The 23350-nt window shown below is 58.1% G+C and carries 22 protein-coding genes and 3 pseudogenes; 3 read left to right on the top strand and 22 right to left on the bottom strand.

The window, feature by feature from the left end:
• Positions 1 to 243 precede the first annotated feature (243 nt).
• The 16 genes and pseudogenes from Q7F15_RS07705 to Q7F15_RS07630 form a co-directional block, all read right to left on the bottom strand.
• Entirely contained in the window at positions 244 to 603 is a 360-nt protein-coding gene (locus Q7F15_RS07705; protein ID WP_212131920.1) for a YraN family protein, read from the bottom strand.
• The gene (locus Q7F15_RS07700) at positions 600 to 893 is read right to left on the bottom strand and encodes an EscU/YscU/HrcU family type III secretion system export apparatus switch protein (protein ID WP_171566968.1); all 294 of its coding nucleotides are present in this window, start codon (positions 891 to 893) and stop codon (positions 600 to 602) included. The genes Q7F15_RS07705 and Q7F15_RS07700 overlap by 4 nt, the downstream gene beginning before the upstream one ends.
• Positions 890 to 2854 (bottom strand): TP0910 N-terminal domain-containing protein, encoded by a 1965-nt coding sequence (locus Q7F15_RS07695; RefSeq protein ID WP_304415336.1) that lies wholly within the window; start codon positions 2852 to 2854, stop codon positions 890 to 892. Before Q7F15_RS07695 ends, Q7F15_RS07700 begins: the two co-directional genes overlap by 4 nt.
• A 40-nt stretch (positions 2855 to 2894) precedes the next feature.
• Positions 2895 to 3671: a ribonuclease HII gene (rnhB, locus tag Q7F15_RS07690; protein WP_171566966.1), complete on the bottom strand. Its 777-nt coding sequence runs from the start codon at positions 3669 to 3671 to the stop codon at positions 2895 to 2897.
• Between the two features lie 91 nt (positions 3672 to 3762).
• Positions 3763 to 4653: a ribosome biogenesis GTPase YlqF gene (gene ylqF / locus Q7F15_RS07685; RefSeq protein WP_171566965.1), complete on the bottom strand. Its 891-nt coding sequence runs from the start codon at positions 4651 to 4653 to the stop codon at positions 3763 to 3765.
• 39 nt (positions 4654 to 4692) lie between these two features.
• A complete protein-coding gene (lepB, locus tag Q7F15_RS07680; RefSeq protein ID WP_171566964.1) occupies positions 4693 to 5250 on the bottom strand; it encodes a signal peptidase I in 558 nt (185 codons plus the stop codon).
• A 129-nt stretch (positions 5251 to 5379) separates the two neighbouring features.
• Positions 5380 to 5727 (bottom strand): 50S ribosomal protein L19, encoded by a 348-nt coding sequence (rplS, locus tag Q7F15_RS07675; RefSeq protein ID WP_029100188.1) that lies wholly within the window; start codon positions 5725 to 5727, stop codon positions 5380 to 5382.
• Between the two features lie 147 nt (positions 5728 to 5874).
• A complete protein-coding gene (trmD, locus tag Q7F15_RS07670; protein ID WP_230077087.1) occupies positions 5875 to 6627 on the bottom strand; it encodes a tRNA (guanosine(37)-N1)-methyltransferase TrmD in 753 nt (250 codons plus the stop codon).
• A 13-nt stretch (positions 6628 to 6640) separates the two neighbouring features.
• Positions 6641 to 7159: a ribosome maturation factor RimM gene (gene rimM, locus Q7F15_RS07665; RefSeq protein ID WP_171566962.1), complete on the bottom strand. Its 519-nt coding sequence runs from the start codon at positions 7157 to 7159 to the stop codon at positions 6641 to 6643.
• Positions 7160 to 7203: 44 nt separating this feature from the next.
• Positions 7204 to 7620, bottom strand: a complete 417-nt coding sequence (locus Q7F15_RS07660) for a YlqD family protein (protein WP_230077088.1) — start codon at positions 7618 to 7620, stop codon at positions 7204 to 7206.
• 64 nt (positions 7621 to 7684) lie between these two features.
• Positions 7685 to 7912: a KH domain-containing protein gene (locus tag Q7F15_RS07655; RefSeq protein WP_171566960.1), complete on the bottom strand. Its 228-nt coding sequence runs from the start codon at positions 7910 to 7912 to the stop codon at positions 7685 to 7687.
• Positions 7913 to 7935: 23 nt separating this feature from the next.
• The gene (gene rpsP / locus Q7F15_RS07650; protein WP_171566959.1) at positions 7936 to 8208 is read right to left on the bottom strand and encodes a 30S ribosomal protein S16; all 273 of its coding nucleotides are present in this window, start codon (positions 8206 to 8208) and stop codon (positions 7936 to 7938) included.
• A 116-nt stretch (positions 8209 to 8324) separates the two neighbouring features.
• Positions 8325 to 9733 (bottom strand): annotated as a pseudogene (gene ffh, locus Q7F15_RS07645) (signal recognition particle protein).
• Between the two features lie 10 nt (positions 9734 to 9743).
• Positions 9744 to 10082 carry a putative DNA-binding protein gene (locus Q7F15_RS07640; protein WP_171566957.1) on the bottom strand — a complete coding sequence of 113 codons (339 nt, stop codon included), beginning with the start codon at positions 10080 to 10082 and terminating at the stop codon, positions 9744 to 9746.
• A gap of 119 nt (positions 10083 to 10201) precedes the next feature.
• Positions 10202 to 10963: an anti-sigma factor gene (locus Q7F15_RS07635; RefSeq protein WP_171566956.1), complete on the bottom strand. Its 762-nt coding sequence runs from the start codon at positions 10961 to 10963 to the stop codon at positions 10202 to 10204.
• Positions 10956 to 11543 (bottom strand): sigma-70 family RNA polymerase sigma factor, encoded by a 588-nt coding sequence (locus Q7F15_RS07630; RefSeq protein WP_304415335.1) that lies wholly within the window; start codon positions 11541 to 11543, stop codon positions 10956 to 10958. Before Q7F15_RS07630 ends, Q7F15_RS07635 begins: the two co-directional genes overlap by 8 nt.
• A 204-nt stretch (positions 11544 to 11747) precedes the next feature.
• Here Q7F15_RS07630 and Q7F15_RS07625 point away from each other — a divergent pair, with 204 nt between their 5' ends.
• The 3 genes and pseudogenes from Q7F15_RS07625 to Q7F15_RS07615 all read left to right on the top strand — a co-directional run bounded on the left by Q7F15_RS07625 (position 11748) and on the right by Q7F15_RS07615 (position 14828).
• Positions 11748 to 12902 (top strand): COG1470 family protein, encoded by a 1155-nt coding sequence (locus tag Q7F15_RS07625; RefSeq protein ID WP_212131914.1) that lies wholly within the window; start codon positions 11748 to 11750, stop codon positions 12900 to 12902.
• Positions 12903 to 12905: 3 nt separating this feature from the next.
• A pseudogene (locus tag Q7F15_RS07620) lies at positions 12906 to 13838 on the top strand (ABC transporter ATP-binding protein); the annotation flags it as partial.
• A 3-nt stretch (positions 13839 to 13841) separates the two neighbouring features.
• Entirely contained in the window at positions 13842 to 14828 is a 987-nt protein-coding gene (locus Q7F15_RS07615; RefSeq protein ID WP_171566953.1) for an ABC transporter permease, read from the top strand.
• Positions 14829 to 14875: 47 nt separating this feature from the next.
• On the opposite strand, the gene Q7F15_RS07610 is transcribed toward Q7F15_RS07615, so the two are convergent.
• The 6 genes and pseudogenes from Q7F15_RS07610 to smc form a co-directional block, all read right to left on the bottom strand.
• Positions 14876 to 15961 (bottom strand): Ger(x)C family spore germination protein, encoded by a 1086-nt coding sequence (locus Q7F15_RS07610; protein WP_212131912.1) that lies wholly within the window; start codon positions 15959 to 15961, stop codon positions 14876 to 14878.
• Complete coding sequence (locus Q7F15_RS07605) at positions 15945 to 16448, bottom strand: GerAB/ArcD/ProY family transporter (protein ID WP_304415334.1); 504 nt, start codon at positions 16446 to 16448, stop codon at positions 15945 to 15947. The genes Q7F15_RS07610 and Q7F15_RS07605 overlap by 17 nt, the downstream gene beginning before the upstream one ends.
• On the bottom strand, positions 16427 to 17077 hold the full coding sequence (locus tag Q7F15_RS07600) for a GerAB/ArcD/ProY family transporter (RefSeq protein WP_304415333.1): 651 nt from the start codon (positions 17075 to 17077) through the stop codon (positions 16427 to 16429). Before Q7F15_RS07600 ends, Q7F15_RS07605 begins: the two co-directional genes overlap by 22 nt.
• Positions 17074 to 18579 carry a spore germination protein gene (locus Q7F15_RS07595; RefSeq protein WP_249178838.1) on the bottom strand — a complete coding sequence of 502 codons (1506 nt, stop codon included), beginning with the start codon at positions 18577 to 18579 and terminating at the stop codon, positions 17074 to 17076. The genes Q7F15_RS07600 and Q7F15_RS07595 overlap by 4 nt, the downstream gene beginning before the upstream one ends.
• Positions 18580 to 18736: 157 nt before the next feature.
• On the bottom strand, positions 18737 to 19741 hold the full coding sequence (ftsY, locus tag Q7F15_RS07590; protein ID WP_171566950.1) for a signal recognition particle-docking protein FtsY: 1005 nt from the start codon (positions 19739 to 19741) through the stop codon (positions 18737 to 18739).
• A 12-nt stretch (positions 19742 to 19753) separates the two neighbouring features.
• Positions 19754 to 23327, bottom strand: a pseudogene (gene smc, locus Q7F15_RS07585) (chromosome segregation protein SMC).
• Positions 23328 to 23350: the final 23 nt, after the last annotated feature.

The raw sequence follows: 23350 nt of genomic DNA, 5'->3' as shown, positions 1-23350 counted from the left end.
CCGACTACATCTCCCATTGCTTCAGCTTCACCGTACGAAAAGACAGCATCCCGCTGCAAGAAAATTGGACACTCACACCGGGCTGTGCACACAAAAAAAGCGCCTTCCAGCGTAAGCCGGAAGGCCAAGTGATGGTGCTTGGAGGAGTTTCATCGCGTCGAGTATGCTACATTCTACGCGACTTAACAGGCATCTGCTGTAGACGTATCCCCAGTGCCCTGCCGATTTCGCGCCCGTTTTGATTCAAAAGGCGTGAGTGATGTGTTCGATCTCCGGCGATTGGTCCGGGCGGCAGCAGATCGCCACAACGTCAAAGCGAAAACGCGGCACCGACTTTTCGTAATGCTGCAGGTACGCGAGGGCCAGTTCACGCAATTTTCGCTGCTTTCGCCATGTAACCGACTCAGCCGCCGTGCCGTAGGCCGTGCTCGTCCGCGTACGCACCTCCACGAATACGAGAACATCTCCATCCCAGGCGATCAGGTCGATTTCCCCCTGCCGTGTGCGCACATTCCGTTCGATAACGCGGTACCCTTTTTGCTGCAAAAACAGTGCAGCGATTTGTTCGCCGCGCTGGCCGAGAGCACGCCGTCTGTGGCTCATCGCCCGCTTCGCCCTCCCTTGTCGAGGCGGTAGACAAACGCGAGCACTTCCGCCACCACCTGGTACAGTTCGGGCGGTATCTGCTGGTTGAGGTCCAATTTGCCCAACACTTCCACCAGCGAGGGGTCTTCCTGAACAGGGATGCCGTGTTCCTTTGCAGTTTTCAGAATGTTGTCCGCTACATAGCCTTTTCCCTTGGCCACGACGACGGGCGCTTCCATCGTTTTGGCCTGGTAGCGGAGCGCCACCGCCTGTTTGCGCTTCACTTTCGCATCGGAGGCGTCGTTCATACGCGAATGTCCACTCCCTTGTAATCGGTCAGAAACCCGGTTCTGCCTCCGGCAACGGCAGCTGCCGCCTGGGGCTTGCTGTCAGGAATGACCTGAACCCGGAGTCCGGACAAGTGGTATCCCATTTCATGAAGTTGGCGGGCAAAGTCCTCTTTCATGTCCTGAGCCAGTGCTTCCACCCACGACGTGTTGTTGAAAAGCTGGATGCTGACAATTCGGTTGACAATAGCCACGTCAAGCATCGTCGTTCCGAGCTGATTTAGTTCCAGATGGAAAAACAGGCGGCAGTTCTCCGGGTCCAGCTCACCTCCTCCGCGCTTCTTGGCTTCAATCTGCACATACGCCGTCTCATCCCCGTGCTGCGTCCGAATGGGAATCTGCATGACCACCTGCGACAGTGTCTGGTTGGAGGGCTGCACCAGCATCAACTGCTGGCCGGTGATGTGCTGAAGCAGTGCGTCCGCCGTGTCGCGAAGCGCGGCGGGTACAGCGTTGGCCGCCTCTTGAGTAAGCTGCAGCAGCATCGCTTTCACGCTGTCCAACTGCCGCTGGGCTGCGGCATCCATTCCGTGAGCCAGCGCACGACCCATCAAATCACGCTCGTGCCCAAGCCCCAGGCGCTGAAACAGCTCCTGAATCGGATGGCCATGCGCCGAAACTGTCTGAGCAGGAGCGGCTGCATTCGTCCCGTTTGTACCACTGCTTGCCGCAGACGACACAGACGATTGGCTGCTCCCCGCTGCCTGATTGACCAAAGCCGGATGTGCCATTCGCGTTGCCCCGTTGACCGTCGACGCTGCAGCGGTGTTCGGCGCTCCCACACCGTGCGGAGCTGACGTCGCTGCCGAAGACGTCTGCTCTCCGCTGCGGGGTAACGCTGTATCAGCAGCGGTTCCTTTCGCGGGCAGACCGCTGCCGCTAGCCAGCTGAGCGCCTTGCTGACGTCCGTTTTGCGCCAGCGCCTCTCCCAACTTCGCGGTCTCGCCACCCAAAGTGGCAGACCCGGTCAAAGAACCGTCTGAAACACTCCCCTGTCGAAGAGCTTCCTTTCCGATTGTCGTGCTTGTGCCGGTGATGGCAGTATTTGTATGGGGGGCTGGCTGAACGGTACTACCCGCAGCAATGGTTGGAAGCGGTGCCTGCCCCTTTCCGTTTGTCCCGGCCGCATTCGCTGTCCCCGCCGAAGGCTGTGCGGTTTCACGCTGGACCATCAGTTCGTCCGCCCCCTGGTGATCGGGCAGCAGCACCGCCAAACCGGCCACCGCCTGTTTTAACTGGCTGACCAGGGTAAGGAGCGGAGCAGCAGCTGACGAGGACGGAGCGAAAGACGCCGCGGCCGATCCATGCTTGCCCGCCTGTCCTCCCGCACGCTCCCCGTGCGTCTGTAAAAATTGCTCTGCCTGCGCTACAAATGCCTGAATCGCCTGACTGATCGGCTGTTTCGACAAAAAGGCACGCAGTCCGGCTACAACATCAGGCGTCAGCGGCAAGCTGCGTTTTACCGCGAGAAGAAAAGCGTCCACAGTCTCCTTGTGCATGCCCAGGCGCTGCGCGACGGCTGTGAACGCCTGCACCGTCTCGCGGGTGACCGGCAGTTTGGCCCGCACCAGCTCCTGCACGATCGCCCGAGTCTCCTTCGTGTCGTTGAGACCCAATGAGCGGATCAGCCCTTCCAGCGATGCGTCCGCTGCTCCTCCGTCCCGTGTCGTTCCCAGCACTTTCAACGTGACCACTCCGGCTGACGGCTGCACCTGCAGCCACGCTCTCTGTCCTGCTTCCAGATTGGCCTCCAGTCTGGCCTGGACCTGCATGCCGCCGATCTGGACCAGCGCCATGTTGTCGGGGTAGGTTCGTTGCACAGTGCCGATAAAGACTTGACCCGGTGTGAGCTCGATCGGTTTGGGCGCGGAGACCTGAGCGCGTTGAACAAGCGACTGTATCATTTGCGAGGGGGAAAACATGGGCAAACTTCCTCCTTTGTTACCCGGACGGGAACGCCTCTCAAGCCCGCTCCTTCACCCCTGTAAACGTGCGCCGGTGAATCGGCGACGGCCCGTACTGCTGAAGGGCAGCCAGATGTTCCGCCGTTCCGTAGCCGGCATTTTTGTCAAAACCGTATTGGGGGTACTGCTCGGCGTATTCCGCCATCAGCCGGTCGCGCGTCACCTTGGCGACGACGGAGGCGGCGGCGATGGACACACTTTTGCTGTCCCCGCCGATGATCGGCAGTTGTTTATAGGGCAGACCGGGTAGCTGTACGGCATCGATCAGGCATACGTCCGGTTTTATCGCCGCATCCTGGATCGCCAAGCGCATTGCTTCACGCGTCGCTTCCAGAATGTTGATCTCGTCAATCCGCTCGGCAGACACGATTCCGATGCCGACTGCCAATGCGTCCCGTCTGATTACGTCAGCAAATCCTTCCCGTACGGATGGGGGCAATTTCTTTGAATCGTTCAGCCCCGGCAGGTAAAAATCAGCCGGCAGGCAGACGGCACAGGCGACGACCGGCCCTGCCAGCGGGCCGCGACCCACTTCGTCAATGCCGAAGAGGTGCACGTGACCTTCCTCCCGCAGGGCTCGCTCCACCTGCGTCATCTCTTCCCACTGTTTCGCCAGTCTGGCCTGCCGGGCCATTTTCTCTTCCAGCTTGCGCGCCAAATCCTGTACGCCTTTTCGGCTGTCCTGACGCAACCATTCTAAAAAATCTTTGCGGGGCTCGTCCATTTTTTCGATAAGCTCCCGTATTTCCTTTATCGACAGTTCCGCGAGATTCATTGACGGCTTTCTCCTTATGTATCCAAAATGTGTCCGTTTGAAAGGAAAAACCCGCCTATCCGCTGTGGATAGACAGGTTTTCCGAGCTCCTTCAGGACAAAGAGGGCGGCTTTCCGATCGGCTCCTCCATTTCCCAATCGGCGGGGCGTTCCAGAGAAACGGGTCCCAGTTTGCCCGAGCGCAGGTCGCGCAGAAACAGCTCGGCCGCCTTGTCGTAGTCAATCTCTCCGCGGGATGCCAGGCACCCCCGCTTTTTCCCGATCTCCTCCAGCATCTCCACCCGGTCGTTCGGGAGCGTTTGCAGTTTGAAGCGCTCCTTCAGCCGCTCCGGGTAGTAGTGCATCATGTAGCTGATGGCGAACAGGGCCACGTCGGTAAAATCGATCAGCTCGTCCTTGATCGCCCCGCTCGCCGCCAGCCGCAGTCCCACCATTTGATCTTCAAACTTGGGCCAGAGGATGCCAGGGGTATCCAACAACTCGAGCGTGTCGCCCATTTTCACCCACTGTTGGGCTTTCGTCACTGCGGGACGGTCTCCGGTCTGCGCCACGGAGCGCTTCGCCAGCCGGTTGATCAGGGACGACTTGCCGACGTTGGGAATGCCGAGGATCATGATCCGTACAGCCCGTGCCTGCATGCCCTTCTCCGCCCGCTTGGCCAGCATTTCTCCCGCCAGTTCCCGGCACATCTCCGGCAGCTTGCCCACGCCTTTTCCGCTCAGGGCGTCAATGGGCAGGGTGCGGATGCCCTGCTCGCGAAAGTAGCTGATCCACTCTTCCGTTACCTTGCTGTCGGCCAGATCGGCCTTGTTGAGCAGGATCAGTCGGGGTTTTCCGCTGATGATCTCGTCAATCATCGGATTGCGGCTGGAAAGCGGGAGACGGGCGTCCAGCAGTTCGATTACCACGTCTATCTGCTTCAGTCTCTCCGTAACTTGTCTGCGGGCCTTTGCCATGTGGCCAGGGAACCACTGAATCGTCATGATGTCTCACCTGCCTCGGGTGTGTGATAAAGGGAGTCGTCAGCGGGCCAGCCGGAACTGGGAGAGCGGCCAGAAAACGAATTCCGCCCGTCCCACGACCTTGTCCAGTTTGATCGGGCCGATCGCCCGGCTGTCATGGCTGTTCAGACGGTTGTCCCCAAGCACGAAAATCTCGCCTTCTCCCACTTGGATCGGTCCAAAGTCATTGGTCAGCGGAACGCCCAGTTTTGCCGCCTCTTCCCGGTTTTTGGCCAGGTACGGCTCGTCCACCGGTTTTCCGTTGACCAGGAGTTGGTCGTTGCGCACCTCCACCGTGTCTCCCGCGACTGCGATAACCCGTTTGATGTAATCGCGGCTTTCTTCCGCGTGAAACACGATGATGTCGCCGCGCTTCGGTTGCGTCAGGTGGTAGATCGCCTTGTTGACCACCAGTTTTTCGTTGTTATGTAACGTCGATTCCATGGATTCGCCTTCGACGATGAACGGGGCGAACAGGAAGGTACGGATGAGAAACGCTAATGCGATGGCTATGCCGAGCGCCTTGATCCATTCCCACGTCTCGTTTTTGGCGCGGCTGGAGGTAACTTCTTCGCTCATGGGTCCGATCCTCCCGCATTTTGCCTTGGCGGACGCCCGATTCAGGGAATGCGTCCGTGTATGCATGGAATAATGGGAAAAAGAGGGCTGGCAAGCAAACCAGACCCCCTTTGTATGCATAACATGCGATTATTTGCGAATTTCCTTGATGCGAGCAGCTTTGCCCACGCGATCGCGCAGATAGTACAGCTTCGCGCGACGAACTTTACCGCGGCGTACAACCTCAATCTTGTCGATCTTCGGCGTGTGCAGCGGGAACGTACGCTCAACACCAACACCGTAAGAAACCTTACGAACGGTGAACGTTTCGCTCACACCCGTGCCGCGACGACGGATCACAACGCCTTCAAACAGCTGAATACGCTCGCGCTGACCCTCGATAACCTTTACGTGAACACGTACCGTGTCACCAGGCCGGAACGCAGGAATGTCCTGTTTCATTTGTTCTTTTTCCAATTCACGGATCACTTGGTTCATCCTCAATTCCCTCCTTCCGCTCAGACGTTCATACCCGTCCTCACAAAACCCAGCATTACGCTGAAATCCGGGTAGCGGACCGCCTTAGTCAGCGGGCAAAATTGCCACAAGAAGTATATTATCACACTGGACATGAATCCACAAGTGCTATTCCGATTCGGAACCCGAATTTTTTTCCTCTTCCTCAAGCTCGGCCAGAAGTGCTTTCCACTCATCGGGCAGCTCGCCCTTTTCCAGCAGATCGGGCCTGCGTTCTCTGGTCCTGCGCAGCGATTCCTTCAGCCGCCAGCGCTCGATATTGGCGTGGTGGCCGGAGAGCAGGATGTCCGGCACCTTCCACCCGCGAAACTCCGCCGGACGGGTGTAGTGCGGATACTCCAGCAAGCCGGTGGTAAACGAATCCTTCTCCGCCGACGACTGATTGCCCAGCGCCCCCGGCTGCAGCCGGACGACGCTGTCGATCACCACCATTGCCGCAAGCTCTCCGCCCGTCAGCACGTAGTCGCCGATCGAAATTTCGTCCGTGACCAGGTATTGCCGGATGCGTTCATCGTAACCTTCATAGTGGCCGCAGATGAAAACAAGGTGCTCCTCCCCGGCCAGCTCCTCTGCCATCTTTTGGTCGTACGGCCGGCCCTGGGGGCACATCAGGATGACCCGCGGCTTCGCGTCGCCAGCCACGGCCTCCACGGCGCGAAAGATCGGTTCCGGCTTCAGCACCATGCCGCCTCCCCCGCCGTAGGGCGTGTCGTCAACGGTGCCGTGCTTGCTTTCGGAGTAATCGCGAAAGTTGATCACCTGGAATTGGACGATCCCCTTCTCCTGCGCTTTCCCCAGGATACTGCTGTTGAGGACGCCGTCAAACATCTCCGGGAAGAGCGTCAAAATGTCGATCTTCACCATCCGTCCCCCTTCACAGCAGGCCTTCCATCAGGTGGCAGACGACCCGCTTGCCGGCGATGTCCACTTCCTTGATACAGTCGTCGATAAACGGCAGCAAAATTTCGCCGCGCTTTCCTTTTACCACCCACACATCATTTGCGCCCGGCTGCAGCACGTCCACGATCCTGCCCAGTTCTTCCCCTTCGTCGGTGAATACCTGGCAGCCGACCAGCTGGTGGATGTAATACTCGTCCTCTTCCAGTTCCAGGAGCGCCTCTTCGGGAATCTTCAGTTCGCCGCCCTTGAACTTTTCCACGTCGTTGATTGACGGATAGCCCTGGAAGCTGATGAGTTCGGTCCCCTTGTGGGAACGGCGGGAGGCCACCGTCAGCTTCAACGGCTCCGCCAGCGACGGATGAAACAGATACAGTTCGCTCCCTTTGCGGAAGCGCACGTCGGGGAAGTCAGTGGTGGAAATCACCTTGACCTCTCCCCGCAGCCCGTGAGTGTTGACCACTTTTCCCACGGTGTAGTAACGCGTTTGGCTCACGCTCCTTCTCCTCCTTTCGTGGGGATGATGTGCGGGCGCATCAACTATTGATGGGCCGATTGACGAATCTCGCAAATCCGTCCGTCTTTTACCATGATTTCCGTTCCAGACATGATTTCATCCCACACATCTCCGACGCGAATCTGGACGGGACTTTGCACAGTCGCATATTCAATCTCGCTGCCCTCCGGCAGGCTTTCCGCCTGCCGCAGCTGGAACTGGAGCTGCTCCAACTTTTCCTTGCGCTGCCGTTCCTCCCGGGCGATCCGCTCCTGCACAAACTCAAGTGCCTCGGGGGATCGCTTGCGGGCGTCCGCGAGCAGTTTTTTGGCCTGAAACTGCCACTGCTCCCACTCTTCCTGCCGCCGCCGGATCTGTTGGCGGTACTGTTCCACCAATGCGGCGCGGGATGCTTCCGTCATGATCACCTTCACCTGAACCGTACGCAAAATGGTAAGCACGTCCGACACTCCTTTCGAAGGCTGCCAGCATCAAAAAAGACTGGGACAGCTCCCAGCCTTTTTCTCAGACAATCTCAACCGTGACCCGCTTATCCGTATTGACGGAGGCGGCGATCACGACGGAGCGCAGCGCCTTGGCAATTCGTCCCTGTCTGCCAATGATCTTCCCCATGTCATCGGGGTGCACCGACAGTTCGTAGACGATTGTGCGCTCTTTTTCCACAGCGTTTACACGAACGTCATCAGGGTGATCGACGAGAGCCTTTGCGATCGTTTCGACCAGTGCTTTCATCATCGGACCTCCGGATGACCGGCTTACTTGCCGAATTTGCTTTCGTGTACTTTCGCCAGAACGCCTGCTTTGGACAGCAGGTTGCGAACCGTGTCAGTCGGAGCTGCACCGTTCAGGATCCATTTCACCGCTTTTTCGGTATCGATGTTCACCACAGCCGGTTGTGCAACCGGGTTGTAGTAACCGATTTCCTCGATGAAACGGCCGTCGCGCGGAGAACGGGAGTCAGCCACTACCACGCGGTAGAACGGGGCTTTCTTGGAACCCATGCGCTTCAGACGGATTTTTACTGCCATGCTGTTTCACCTCCTGTATGAATCAACGCAACGGTCAACTTGTCGCGTTGGCGTCACTATTTATCTGAACCATCGCGTCACCTGCTTAAAGCAGGGCGCGAAGAGATCATACAACATCACTTGAACGGGGGCTTGAAGTTGAACGGGAAGTTCATGCCTCCCGGATTGCCGCCGCCCTTGCCCAGAAACGGAAGGCCAAAGCCTTTTTCTTCGCCTTCTTTTTCATCTTGTCGGCCACGCCGGTGAACTGTTTCATCATCTTCTTCATTTCTTCGAACTGCTTGATGAACCGGTTCACTTCCTGGATCGACGTGCCGCTTCCGGCCGCAATCCGCTTGCGTCGGCTGGCGTTCAGCAGCTCGGGGTTGGCCCTCTCCGCTTTCGTCATCGACTTGACGATCGCTTCGATGCGGGCAATCTGCTTTTCATCCACCTTGAGCTGGCCCTTCAGCTTGTTCATGCCCGGCAGCATGCCGAGAATGTCTTCGAACGGGCCCAGGTTGCGCAGCTGCTGCATGGATTCGAGAAACATGTCAAAGGTGAACTCCCCTTGACGCATCTGCTTCTCCATTTCCCGCGCCTTTTCCTCGTCAACTGCCGCCTGCGCCTTTTCGATCAGGCTGAGCACGTCGCCCATCCCGAGAATCCGCGATGCCATCCGATCCGGGTGGAAGGGTTCCAGCGCGTCCAGCTTTTCGCCCATCGCCGCAAACTTGATCGGCTTGCCGGTGACGGCCTTGACGGACAATGCTGCACCGCCGCGCGTGTCGCCGTCCAGCTTGGTGAGCACCACGCCAGTCAGTTCGAGCTGGCTGTTGAAGCTTTCTGCCACGTTGACGGCGTCCTGACCGGTCATCGCGTCGACGACGAGCAGAATTTCATCCGGCTTGGCCACGTCGCGAACCTGCTTTAACTCCTCCATCAGCGCTTCGTCGATGTGGAGCCGGCCGGCGGTGTCGATCAGCACGTAGTCGAGATGGTTCTCTTTGGCGTGCTCGATCGCCTGTCTGGCAATCTCCACCGGACTGACCTGGTCGCCGAGGGAGAACACCGGAACGTTCAACTGTTCGCCCAGCACCTGCAGCTGCTTGATCGCCGCCGGACGGTAAATGTCCGCCGCCACCAGGAGCGGTTTGCGGTTCTGCTTTTGCAGATACTTGGCCAGTTTTCCGGTCGTGGTCGTCTTACCGGCACCCTGCAGCCCCGCCATCATCACGACGGTCGGCGGCCGGTTGGCGACGGCCAGCTGGGCGACTTGTCCGCCCATCAGTTCGATCAGCTCTTCGTTGACGATTTTGATGACCATCTGGCCGGGCGTCAGGCTTTTCAGCACCTCTTGCCCGACAGCGCGCTCCTTGACGCGCGCGATAAAGTCTTTGACGACTTTAAAGTTGACGTCGGCTTCCAGCAGGGCCAGACGAACTTCGCGCATCGCTTCATTGACGACGGTTTCGTCAATCTTGCCTCTGCCGCGCAGTTTGTCAAATGCGTTCTGCAGCCGACTGGTCAAGTTTTCAAATGCCATGCGAGCCCTCCTAATCCATCTCCGACAGTTGGTGGAGCAAAGCTTGCAGTTCCTCTCTTGCCTCGCCGTCCGCGAGCTCTTCCACAATCCGCCGGATGCGTTCCAGAAGAGCCTGGCGCTGTTCGTGCTTGGCGGCCAACAGCAGTTTTTCCTCGTACTCAAACAACTGCCGCTCCGCCCGCTTGATGTGATCGTACACCGCCTGTCTGCTCACTTCGTGCATCTCGGCGATTTCTCCCAGCGACAAATCATCCAGATAGTACAGCTCCAGATATTCACGCTGCTTGCCTTTCAAGAGCGGCGCGTAAAAGTCGAACAAGAGATTTACCTGATTGGTCTTCTCCAGCATGAAACCAATCCTTTGCTGAGAGGTACTCGATTATGTCCTGTAAAGTGATTCTCCTTTACAGCACGATAACTATACTACCCAATTCTCCATGCACTGTCAAGGTTTTTTATTGACACAGATTACGGACGAATGTTCACAATCATCGCCTCCGGACCGGTTGGGGAAAAACTGCCCCCTTTCGGTTCGATGCTGACGGCGATGTTCGTGACCCGGCGGATATCGCCGTCGTGGACATACAGGTGTGCCATCCGTCCCTTCCATTGTAACACACCTGCGTTTGCCCTGCTGTCTCCGATGATAAACCAGACCTGATAATCCTTCTCTTCCAGCGGGTCCAGTCCTTCCGCCAGGATCAGCAGTTCGTTGGACATGTCGTTGATCCAGACATATCCCCTGACGTTGGTCCGCATCACGGGCACCGCCTGATGCAGCACTGTTTTCGGGTCGTTGACGATCCGGTTTTGCGTAAGGAACAGGGAGGTGGCAGGTTCACTGATAAAAACCGGTGACGGCTCTGCCCGCTCCATCTCGTCTCCTCGCAGCGGGACGAAAGCCATGGCCGCCAGCAGAACGCAGGCCGCCGCTGAGGACAGGGCCGCTGCACGCCGGCGCGGCAGCCTGTTGTTCATGTCGACGGAGCGAAGCAGCCGCGTTTTCAGCCGGGGCGAGGGTTTCGTTTCCTGCGCTGGCTGAAGGCGTTCAGCGGGTGCTCCGACTTCACCGCTACTGTCCAGAATTACCGCCCACTCGCGATGCAGTGCGGCACAGCGGGAACAGTGTTGCAGATGCCGCGCCAGTTCCTCGCTGCGCTCAGCGGAGTGTTTGCCGAGCACCAGGTCGATCACGTCTTCCTCGTACACGCCGCAATGCTTGTCAGCCACGCTTATCGCCTCCCTTGCCGCTTCCGTGCCATCCCGTCTCCGCCAACTGCTTTCGCAGGTTGTGCAAGCCGTAGCGTATCAGCGACTTGATCGTTCCAATCGGCCGGGCCATGATTTCAGCCAGCTCCCGATGGGTTTTCGCCTGAAAATAGGCCCCGTAAACCGCCTGCCGCTGCGCTTCGGGAATGCGGTTCAGCACGTTTCGCACCGTTTCTCGTTCCAGCTTTGCCAAGACCGATTCTTCCACCGAGTCATCCTGCAGCTGGTGGGTGGCCGCCGTCTGTTCCCGCTGCTGGCTGGCCTGAATCCTGCGCAGGCGGTCCATGCAGCGCGACCTGGTTTTTACCGCGAGCCACGCCTCGACACTGCCCCGCTGCCGGTCGTACTGCGCCGCTGTCCGGTAGGCTTCGAGAAAAATGTCGTGACACAAGTCCTCCGCCTCCATGGGATCGTGCAGCATCCGCAAAGCGATGCGGTAGACGAAAGCGGCGTACCGTTCGTAAAAGGCTTCCAACGCCGCCCGTGAGCCGCGTCCCATTTCCATGAGCAGGCGCTCCCCTTCCAGGTGTTGTTTCGACACGCCCTTCCTCCCCCTTAGCCGATGCCTCTTTCCCAATTTTCTTGTAACAAAAAAGGCGCCCATGCGCAATTGGGTGCAGCAGCGATTGCCCTGACCGGGCCCAGCCGAAAGCAAAAATTTTGCCAGCCGACAAATCCGCGTGCACATGTTTCCGCGTATACGGGGTGAAAGCAACTATCGACGGTAAAAGGGGGAATTGTCATCATGAAATGCAAGTGGAACCGGCAGTGGGCGCTGGCACTGGCACTTGCCCTCGGCCTCGCCGCCGCTGCCTCTGCCCGGGCCGACGCCGCAGGATCGTTGAGCCTGTACACGCCGTATCCTGCCATCACGGTGACGCCGGGTGAGTCAATCCAGTACAGCATCGATGTGATCAACAACGGAAGCGCCATCGAAAGCGCGGAGCTTGAGGTGGAACACCTGCCGGCCAAGTGGGAAGCGGAAATCACCGCCGACGGGTGGAGCGTACAGACGATCTCCGTCAAGCCCAATGATTCCCGCTCCGTCACCCTGCAGGTGGACGTCCCGCTCGACGTGAACAAGGGGACCTATCGCTTCGAGCTGAGCGCCAAAGGGAAAGCGGTCCTGCCGCTCACCGTCAACGTCTCGCAGCAGGGCTCGTTCAAGACGGAACTGATAAGCGAGCAGCCAAACATGGAGGGACCCGCCGACTCGCAATTTCAATACAGCGCCACCCTGCGCAACCGGACTGCGCAAAAGCAGCTCTACTCCCTGACCGCGCAAGCACCGGAAGGATGGGACGTGCAGTTTAAGGCGGACGGAAAAGCAGTCACGTCCGTGCAGGTGGACGCGAACGGCTCAAAGGACATCGTCGTCGAAATCCGTCCGCCGAAAAAAGTGAAATCGGGATCGTACAAATTTCCGGTGAAGGCGGCCACCTCCTCCACTTTTGCCCAGATGGAGCTGGAAGCAGTGATTACCGGCACATATGGCCTGGAGGTCGGCACTCCGACCGGCTTGCTGAGCACAGACGTGACCGCCGGCGGCACGCGGACGCTCCAGCTGCAGGTGAGCAACACCGGGACGGCCGATCTGCGCAACGTGGAACTCTCCGCGAGCACGCCCGTCAACTGGGAGGTGACCTTTGAACCGAAGCGAATCGACAAACTGGCAGCGGGACAAAAGGCGGACGTGACCGCCACGATCAAGGCAGACAGCAAGGCAATCGCCGGTGACTACGTCGTCGATGTCAGCGCCACCGCGCCGGAGGCCGCTGCGGATGCGGAGTTTCGCGTCGCTGTCGAAACCTCGGTGCTGTGGGGATGGTTGGGCGTTTTGGTCATTCTCGCCGTCGCGGGTGGTGTCGTCTACCTGTTCCGCACCTACGGGAGGCGGTAACACATGACGGAAGACGTCATTACGCTGTCTGCCCTGACGAAAGAGTACGGCAGTTTCAAAGCGGTGGACAACTTGACCCTGACCATCCGCCGCGGCGAAATCTTCGGCCTGCTGGGGCCAAACGGCGCGGGAAAATCGACGACGATCCTGATGATGCTGGGATTGACGGAACCCACGTCGGGCATCGTCCGGGTGGCCGGCCACGACCCGACGCGCGATCCGCTGGCCGTCAAGCGAAAAGTGGGGTACCTGCCGGACGACGTGGGCTTCTACGACGACATGAGCGGGCTGGAAAACCTGCTCTTCACGGCGCGGCTGAACGGCATACCCGATGAGACGGGAAGAGAACGGGCGATCCGGCTGCTGGAGCGCGTCGGCTTGAGCGAACACGGCCACAAACGGGCGGGAACGTTTTCCCGGGGGATGCGGCAGCGGCTGGGGCTGGCCGACGTCTTGATGAAACAGCCCGAAGTGATCATCCTCGACGAGCCGACGCTGGGGCTTGACCCGGAGGGCGTCCGCGACTTTCTCCAGTTGATCCAGCGGCTGAGCAGAGACGAGGGAATTACCGTCCTGCTCTCCTCCCACCATCTGCACCAGGTGCAGCAAATCTGCGACCGCGTCGGGCTGTTCGTGGCGGGCAGACTGCTGGCGGAAGGCACCCTGGCCCAGCTGTCAGCCCAACTGTTTGCCGATGAGCCGATCTTGATCGAAGTCGATGTGCGGCCGGTCAGCGACGAACTGGTCGATCGGTTGGTCAGTCTGGAACCGGTGAGCCGCGTCGAACGCAGGGATGACGGGAGTCTGCTCCTCTCCTGCCGGACCGACGCTGCTCCCGAGATCGCCCGGCTGGCTGTCCAATCCGGAGCTTCTCTGCACCGCCTGAACACAAAAGCGTACGGGCTGGACGAGATCTATCACCGCTATTTTGAAGGGGGGATGTCCGTGTTTGACCGGTTTGTTCGTCCCCGCGCGGAATCTCTCCACCCGTTTTGGGTGATGGTGCAAAAGGAAATGGCCGACCACCTGCGCAGCTGGCGTTTTGTTATCCTGGTGTCGATCCTGGTCCTGACCTGCATCGGATCGCTGTACACCGCCCTGTCGACGATCCGGGAGGCGGTGCCCAAACAGGACGGCGGATCATCCTTTCTGTTCTTGAAGCTGTTTACGATCTCAGACGGCACGCTGCCGCCGTTTATTACCTTTGTCAGCTTTCTCGGCCCGCTGCTGGGGATCGGGATGGGCTTTGACGCGATCAGTTCGGAGCGAAACAAGGGCACGCTGAGCCGGCTGTTGTCCCAACCGCTGCACCGTGACACCGTCATCAACGCCAAATTTGTCGCAGCGCTCATCGTCATCACCGTCCTGCTGTTTGCTCTGGGATTCCTCGTCATGGGGCTGGGACTGATCGCCATCGGCATTCCGCCTACACCGGAGGAATTGGCCCGCATGGTCTTTTTCCTGGCGCTGAGCGTGCTGTACGTGGCCTTTTGGCTGAGCGTGAGCATCCTGTTTTCCACCCGCTTTCGCCAGGCGGCCACGTCCGCGCTGGCCGGCATTGCCGTCTGGCTGTTCTTCAGCGTCTTTTTTCCGCTGCTGGTCAACCTGACGGCCAGTGCCACGGCACCGGCTGTGCAGACGCCGGAGAACGTGCTGTCCCATCAGCAGTTCATTTTATACCTCTCCCGCTTGTCGCCGAGCCAGTTGTTCAGCGAGGCCACCACGACGATGCTGACGCCATCCGTCCGCAGCCTGGGGCCGCTGACGATGGAACAGATATACGGCGCGATTCCCAGTCCGCTGCCGTTTGGGCAAAGCCTGCTGCTGGTCTGGCCGCAGGTGACGGGACTGCTTGCGGCTGCCGCCGTGTGTTTTGCCGCGTCCTACGTGTTGTTCATGCGGCAGGAGATTCGCAGCCGCAATTGACAGATAAGAAGCCCTTGCTGCTCCCGACGGGCCATGCAAGGGCTTCGTCATTTTTTCATCTTCAGCAATCCCAGACTTTCCAGCTGCAAATGCACGTCCACATGGACTCGCATGGTGGGCCACGCTGCTTTCCATGTTTCCTCTGTGTACGGCTGAGAAAAGGGGCCCAGGGTGCGTTCTCCGATCCGCAGCGGGTCAATCCTCAACTGCTGCAGCTTTTTTACAAGAAGGGCGGCCTTCTGTTCCAGAACCGCTTCCAACTCCCTCGTCAACTGCTGCGCTGCTTCCGGTTGGTTCAGGTCCCGCTCGCCCTGGTATTCTTCCACCCTTCCGGTTCCTTCGATGTAAATCTTCACATCGCCTGTAGGTTGTACCGTCACCTTTGTTTCCGTGTGCAGCGACCCCAGCGTAACTCTTTGTTCCGGCAGGGACAGCAACTTTTGAAATCGCGTCGGTCGGTTGAGAATTTGGAACAGGGGATCGTCAAGTGTCGTGATTTCGCCCACCATTTTGCCGTCGTGAAACAGCGCCGTTCCTTTATAGATCAAATCGGTTCCGTTCGTGGTGAACAGCGGTATCTTCGGATCTGCATAAGGGGAAAAATACGCTTCCATAAAACGGTGCAGATTGGTCACCGTGATTTCCCCCTGCTGCTCATAGTGAGCCAGCATCTTGTACAGATAAAATTCGATCATTTCCTGCTGTTTTACTACCTGCTTGTTCAAGTACGCGAGAAAATCTCCTTCCACGACGATCAGATACAGGCGGTCGGAGATTTCGGGATCAATCATCATGGTGTTGACAATGGGCAGGATGTCTTCCCGGGCGAGACTTTTGGAAATAAAGAGCATGCGCAGCTGCCCGCTTTTCATCTCGCGGTAGTACTTCTGGTTCAGTTGGATTCGTCCTTCCTTCATCAGCCTGACGTTTGCCGTGATCACCCGTTTCTTTTCCTCGACCAGAGGCGGGATCAAGGTTGCCTGCTCCAGGTGTTTGTCCGCTCCCCGGCCGACATACAGCAGGATTGTCGGCGAGATTTCCTCAATGATGTTGTTTTTCACCGACCATGAGCCGCAGCCGGACAGCATCAGCAGCATCGTGACGAATATCAGGCTGTTACTGCGCTTTTTCACTTTTTCGCCTCCTTGATTGCACGGCATGCAGCACAAGAAACAGGGCGGGAGTCAATGCAAAGGATGCACCGCCGACAACCATCTGCAGTTGTTCCCACATGCGTCTTTGGGTTTCCGATGTCCACAGCCAGTGATCGACAATCAGCAGATACCCCACCACCGCCAATGACACCATGAAAAACCCTCTTGCATGCGGCGGCTTGTGGATTTGCTTCAGCAGAATGCGAAGGGCTCCGTATACGTAAAGCATCAGCAGCGCGATCACCAGGACAATGGGGGCCATGTATGCAGGCACCACGATCATATCAACGCGTTCAAAAAAAGGAAGTTGGATGTAACGCACCAGTTGAACCAGCGCAATATCAATGGATTTCAGATAGGAAGAACCGAAAAACAGCAGCGAAACGAAAAAGAAATACACGTATTCGAAGAGTGACGCAACGTTCCCTGTCAGGATGTATTTGGTCAGCCGCTTCCCCCCGTCCACGGCCCCAACACAACGAAATATTCCGGCCCGGCTAACGCCGCCCATACGAACAGCAGAGATTCGAACCAGTGGGAGGGCCACTGCAGCGGGATGATCGGATACAGATGGGTATAGTTCGCTTCCTGGGGCAACAAATAATACCCGTACAGGACGAGAATCCAGGCGGACATCAGAAAGGCGATCACGCCAAAACGAAGCACCGTCAACATCCCGTGTTTCGCCAAATAATATCCGGCGAACATCATCAAGACGACGAATGTCCCGGTATTGACGGAGGGAAACAGGATCTGGTGCACGATGCTTACATACCCTATCACGACAATTATCAATTTCAACAGCATGATGACCAGGCAGGGGACCATCAACAAGCGCATCCACACGCTCCCCATAAACGGCTGCCATCCTTCCGTTTCATGCTGCTGGTAACTGACTTCCAGGCCCTTTCCGATTACCCACATGTTGAGAAGAGCCAAACATCCTGCAAGCAAAATGATCCAGACCATATACGGTTGAACCAGCACGTTCGGCAGGATCAGCATGAAGTAGCCGACTTGCATCCTGTTCACCAAAACAGCCCACATCCATGGCTGAAGCGGCTTGTCATGGTCAAACAACGAACTGCTCTTCATCGGATCTCCTTTTTCATTCTCGATTTCGCCACCGGTCGCAGGTGCTCAGGCCGCTGTTTCATCAACTTCAACGGCAGCCGAACGATCGTATCCTTCCAATCTCGCCAATACATTGGGGTAAGGGGAGCAAAATACGGCTGCTTCAAGGACGTGAGCCCGGTTAAATGGATAAGCACCAACACCATTCCGAAAATGATTCCCCACATCCCCAGCCAGGCGGCAAGGATCAGCAGGGCGAACTGGATCAATTTGCTGGAATTCGTCATCAGGTAATTCGGCACCAGAAACGACGCGATGGCGGAGACGGCAATGTGGATGATCAAAATATTGCTCGCGACATTCGCTTCGACGGCAGCCTGACCGACGACAATTCCCCCGACAATCCCGAGCGTCTGGCCGGACTTGGTGGGCATCCGCAAGCTGGCCTCCTTCAGAATCTCGAGGGTGAGCAGCATGAACATGGCCTCCCAAATCGGAGTAAAGGGAATCTCGCTCCTCGACTCCATAAGCAGGTACAGCAATTCCAGCGGCATCGAATAGTAATGGTGCGTGGTCAGCGCCACATACACCGGTGTCAGGACGATGGCAAACAAAAAGGCAAAGAAGCGAAGGGACCGCAAGAAGCTGCTGACCATCCAGCGGTGGATGTAATCTTCGGGAGACTGAAACAGATCAAAAAACGTAACGGGGGCAATCAGCGCGAACGGCGTATTGGCGACCAGCCAGACAATTTTTCCGCTGGCCAGTGCGGCGGCTACCGCGTCCGGTCTGTCCGTCTGCTGAAACTGCGGAAAAACGCTGCCCATGTGATCCTCCAAAAACGCACTGACATGCGACGAATCAAAAAATACATCGAAATCAATGTTGGATGTCTTTTCAAATGCGAGCCGGATGTTTTCCGGATTGGCAATTCCCTCGATGTATAGCAGCGCGACGTTTGTTTTGCTCAACGTTCCCAGGGTAAACAAACAGTACTTCAGTTCCGGCACGGGCAAACGCCTGCGGATCATGGTCAGATTGTGATCCAACTGCTCGCTCAGGCTGTCCTTTGGTCCGTAGACGATGGCTTCCTGCTCCGAGCTTTCAATGGAACGGCTGATGGTGCTGGGAATATGCACGGCAAATACCCGTCCTTCGCCAAACACGATAACGGCGCCCTGCAGGGCTTGTTCAATCGCCTTTTCCAGATTGGGAACCGGCTTGACCTGATCGGAAATGATGGCGCGGCTAGCGCAGTTGTAATCCCCGTGTACCAACGGGAGCAGAATCCCCTCTCGCAACTGGTCCGCATCGATCAGGGAGCGAATATAAAACAGCGTGACTGTCTGGGCATTTACCTGCAAATCTTTCACACAGGCATCATGAACGTGACAGAACCGTTTCTGCAGCTCTTCAACCGTCAGGGACGAATCGGTCGGGGGCTGTTCGTCCCCGTGTGCAGGTTCGTCTTTGGCATGAAACGCCGAAAACATGGCAGGGAACAGCCTTCGAAGAATGTTCATGTGACACACCGCCTTTTCGTGCACCCTAAATAGGGAGTATTTCCTACGAGGGTGACAGGCATACAAACGGATGGGGGCACTTCCGGTTCATCCCATACGAAAAAAACCTGTATCGCCGTGAAAGCAATACAGGTTTCCTGTCCCTATCTGCACCTTGTTACTGCTGCTCTTCCGCCGCAGTCTCCTGCGCGATCAACCCGGCAAACAGCGCGTGCACAAACTGCTCAGGGTCAAACGGCTGCAGGTCGTCCACCTTTTCCCCGAGGCCGACGTATTTGACGGGGATGTTCAGCTCGTTGCGGATGGCGATGACAATCCCGCCTTTGGCCGTCCCGTCCAGCTTGGTCAACACAATGCCCGTCACACCGGCCGCCTGGCCGAACGTCTTGGCCTGGGAGAGCGCGTTTTGCCCCGTCGTCGCGTCCAGCACGAGCAGCACTTCATGCGGAGCGCCCGGCAGTTCCCGCTGCACGACGCGGTGCACCTTGCTCAGCTCTTCCATCAGGTTCACCTTGTTTTGCAGGCGTCCCGCGGTATCGCACAAAAGCACGTCCACGCCGCGCGATTTGGCCGCCTGTACGGCGTCGTAGATGACCGCTGCGGGGTCTGCTCCCTGCTGGTGCTTGATCACATCCACGCCGACGCGTTCGCCCCACACCTCAAGTTGTTCGATCGCAGCCGCCCGGAACGTGTCCCCTGCCGCCAGCAGCACCTTTTTCCCCTGCTGTTTGAACATGTGCGCCATCTTGCCGATCGTGGTCGTCTTGCCCACGCCGTTGACGCCGACGAACAGGATGACGTTCAGCCGCCCGTCCTGCACGTTCAGGCCGGCATCCTGGCCCTGGTCGTTTTTCAGCAGGGCGACCAGCTTTTCCGACAGAATCGGCTGCAGATCCATGGCGTTCTCGATTTTTTGCTTGCGCACCTCGTCGCGCAGTTCGTCAATCAGCTCCATCACGGTGTTGACGCCGACATCGGCCGTGATCAGGATCTCTTCCAGCTCGTCAAAGAAATCGTCGTCGATTTTCTTGTACCGGCGAACCAGGTCTTCCACCTTTTCCACCAGCAGGTCCCTGGTTTTGGCCAGGCCTTCGGTAAATTTTTGCGTAACTGCCTCCGACTTTTGCACGATGGCGTCACGCAGGCGTTTGAAAAAACTCATGGTCATCTCCCTTTACGAAGCGGATTCGATAAATGTTTTGGTATCTTCCAGCTTGACCGAGACGATTTTGGACACGCCGCCTTCCTGCATCGTCACCCCGTACAGCACATCGGCGCTCTCCATCGTCCCCTTGCGGTGGGTGACGCAGATGAACTGCGTCTGGCTGCTGAACTGGTGCATGTACTCGGCAAACCGGTTGACGTTGGCTTCGTCCAGCGCCGCCTCCACCTCGTCCAGCACGCAAAACGGCACCGGCTTGACCCGAAGAATGGCAAACAGGAGAGCCATCGCGGTCAGCGCCCGTTCACCGCCGGACAGAAGCGCCAGGTTTTGCAGCTTTTTGCCGGGCGGCTGTGCGACAATGTCAATCCCTGTCTCCAGCAGATTGTCCGGATTGGACAGCATCAGGTCGGCGCGGCCTCCGCCGAACAGCTGTACAAACACATCACGGAACTGTTCCCGGATGGCGTCAAACGTCTCTTTGAAACGGCGGGACATCTCGGTGTCCATCTCTTCGATCACTTGATAGAGCATCGTCTTGGCCTCGTTCAGATCGGCCTCCTGCGCGCTCAGGAACTGATGGCGCTCACTGAGCCGCTCGTACTCTTCGATGGCGCCCAGGTTGACCGTCCCCAGCGCGGCAATCTCTTTTTTCAGGCGGTTGACAATCTGGTGCTCCTCCGCCATGTCGCCGCGGGGCGGGTACTTTTGTCTGGCCAGGTCGTAGCTGATTTCGTATTCTTCGGAGAGTTTGTTCAGGAGATGATCCAGTTCCACTTCGAAGCGGTTGGCCTTCACCTCTTCCTGATGCAGTCCTTCCTCGAGCGCCTTCACCTGCTTGCGGATTTCCCTGACCTCTTGCTCCACCTGCTCCTGCTGATGGTAGAGGGTGGCTCTCTCGCTGCGCCGCTCCTGGATCAGCCCTGCGACGCGCTCCTTGTCCTGCCGCAGTTCGGTGATCTTTTGCTCCAGTTCGCCGCTGGAGGACTCGTTGGTCCGCTCCAGCTCGTCCAGCGAAGCCAGCGTTTGGTTCAATTCCTCCCACTCCCGCAGAAGCGACGCGCGCTGTTCCGCGAGCCGCTCCAAGTGCTCCACGCGGGACTGGTGTTCCTGCTTCACCTGAGCGTTCAGCACCTTCAGGCTGGTGATCTTCTGATTCATCTCTTCCTTGGATTCGAGCTGTTCCTGCCGCTTTGCTTCGGCTGCGGTAATCTGTTCGGACAGCTGCTTTTCTTCTTTTTCCATGACGGCCAAGGCCGCCTCCAGTTCTGCCAGTTTCCGTCCCGCTTCCTCCATCTCGCGGCGGTAGCTGGCCACGTCCTGGTCGACGAGCATGGCCCGTTCCGCCAGCGAGCGGCCTTCCGCTTCCGTTTGCTGCAGCAGCCCCTTTACTTCCTGTTCCTTCAGCCGCAGCGATTCACCCTGTGTGCGAAGCCGCTCCTGCTCCTGCTCGATCCGCTTGAGTTCTTCGGCCAGTTGTTCCATACGCGTAGTATGCCCGGCAATGGCCTCTTCGATCTCGGCCATCTGCGCCTCCAGCTCTTCCGCCTGACGGCTGCGGCCCAGCAGATTGGTCGTATTCTTTTTCAGCGCGCCCCCGGTCATGGAACCGCCGGCGTTGACGATGTCCCCTTCCAGCGTGACGACGCGGCAGCGGTAGTTCAGCGCCCGCGCCACGCGGTTGGCCTGCTCCAATGTTTCTGTAACAATCACATTGCCCAACAGGGATTCGACAATGGGACGGTACGTCTCCTGAAACGAGACCAATTCGCTGGCGATGCCGACCACGCCGTCCTGTTCTGCTCAACAGCCGTTTTTCGTCCGCCTGCAGGCTGCGCGGCCGAATCACGTCAAGCGGCAGGAAGGTAGCCCGTCCTGCATTGTGCTGTTTCAGGTAGGCGATGGCCGCCCGGCCGGCCGCTTCGTCCTCGACGACCACGTTCTGCAGGGCGCCGCCCAACGCCACCTCTACGGCAGTCTCGTACTCTTCCGGCACCGTGACCAGTTCGGCGACGGCTCCGTGAATCCCTGCGAAGCCGCGCTCGCGAGCCTTGAGGATTTCCTTGACCCCTTGCTGGAAACCGGCAAATTCCGCCTGCATCTCCCGCAGCAGGTCGCGCCGCGATTTGGCCGCTTCCCGCTTCTGCTCCCACTGACGCAGTTCCCGGCGGGACGCCTCCAGACGGGCTTGTCCCTCGCGGATCTGCTCGATCGTTTCCTTGTAACGCGTCAGTGTCTCTTGAATCGACAGGTCAATCTCCTGAAGCTGTACGTTCAGCTCGGCCAGCTTGGTCTGGCGGGCCGCCTCTTCCTGATTGAGCCGCTCTTTTTCCAGCTCCAGCCGCTCCGCCCGGGCCTGGCTGGTCTGGCTCAACTGCTGCTGGTGGCGGATTTCGTTGCGCAGATTGGCCATCTCATTCAGTTTTTCAAAGTAGTCTCCTTTCAATCGCTCGACGTCGTCGCTGAGCGACTGGAGCATGGCGGCAAACTGATCTTCCGCCTCCTTCAGCGACGCCTGGGCATCATCCATGCGCTGCTTGGTTTCCTCGACCAGCTGCTCTCCTTCCGCCAGCTCGGCCTCGACGGCATGCCGCTTTTCCGTGATGCGGTGCATCTGTTCCATCGTCTGCTGCCGGTTGGCGGCCAGATTGCGCAGCCGTTCCTTGAGCACTTCCCGCTGACCTTCCACTTTCTCCGTCTCTTCGCTCACGGACAGCAGCACTTGCTGCAATTCCTCGATGGATTGGTCGATTTGGCTGACGTGAAAGCGGGCCTGCTCCAGGTCGGCTTCCCGCTTCGAGGCCTGGGTCGTCTGTAAGGCCAACTGCTCTTGAAGCTCCTGCACGCGGCGGCTTGCTTCCTCCCATTTGGCGTGCGCCGCCTCGATCTGCTGGACGTAGAGCGCCACCTCGTGTTCCATCAGCGTCTGGCGCAGTTCGTTGTATTTGCGCGCAGTGTCCGCCTGTTCCTTCAGCGGACCGATCTGTTCGTTGATTTCGCTGACGATGTCGTGAATCCGCACGAGGTTTTGTTCCGTCTCGTCCAGCTTCTTCTCCGCTTCCCGCTTGCGGGTCTTGTACTTGACGATGCCGGCCGCTTCCTCAAAAATGCCGCGGCGATCCTCTGCCTTGGTGCTTAAGATCTCCTCGATTTTTCCCTGTCCGATGATGGAGTAGGCCTCTTTGCCGAGACCCGTGTCCATAAACAGCTCCATGATGTCCTTGAGCCGGCAGGCCCGGTTGTTTATGTAGTATTCACTCTCACCGGAACGGTAGACCCGGCGGGTGACAGAGACTTCCGTATATTCGACGTCGAGAGAACGGTCGGTATTGTCCAGCGTCAACGTCACTTCTGCGAAGTTGAGCGGCTTGCGCGTATCGCTTCCGGCAAAGATAATGTCTTCCATCTTTGCCCCGCGCAGCGATTTGGCGCTCTGTTCGCCAAGCACCCAGCGGATCGAGTCGGAGACGTTGCTCTTGCCGCTTCCGTTCGGCCCGACGACAGCCGTTACTCCGGGCACGAATTCCAACTCGGTCCGGTCGGCAAACGATTTGAACCCAACCAGTTCCAGGCGTTTCAAATACATACTGATGGTCCTCCTTAAAAACC

It is taken from the genome of Brevibacillus aydinogluensis (genome assembly GCF_961514395.1).
Classification (GTDB): Bacteria; Bacillota; Bacilli; order Brevibacillales; family Brevibacillaceae; genus Brevibacillus; species Brevibacillus aydinogluensis.
This window is presented reverse-complemented; position numbering and strand designations above follow the sequence as displayed.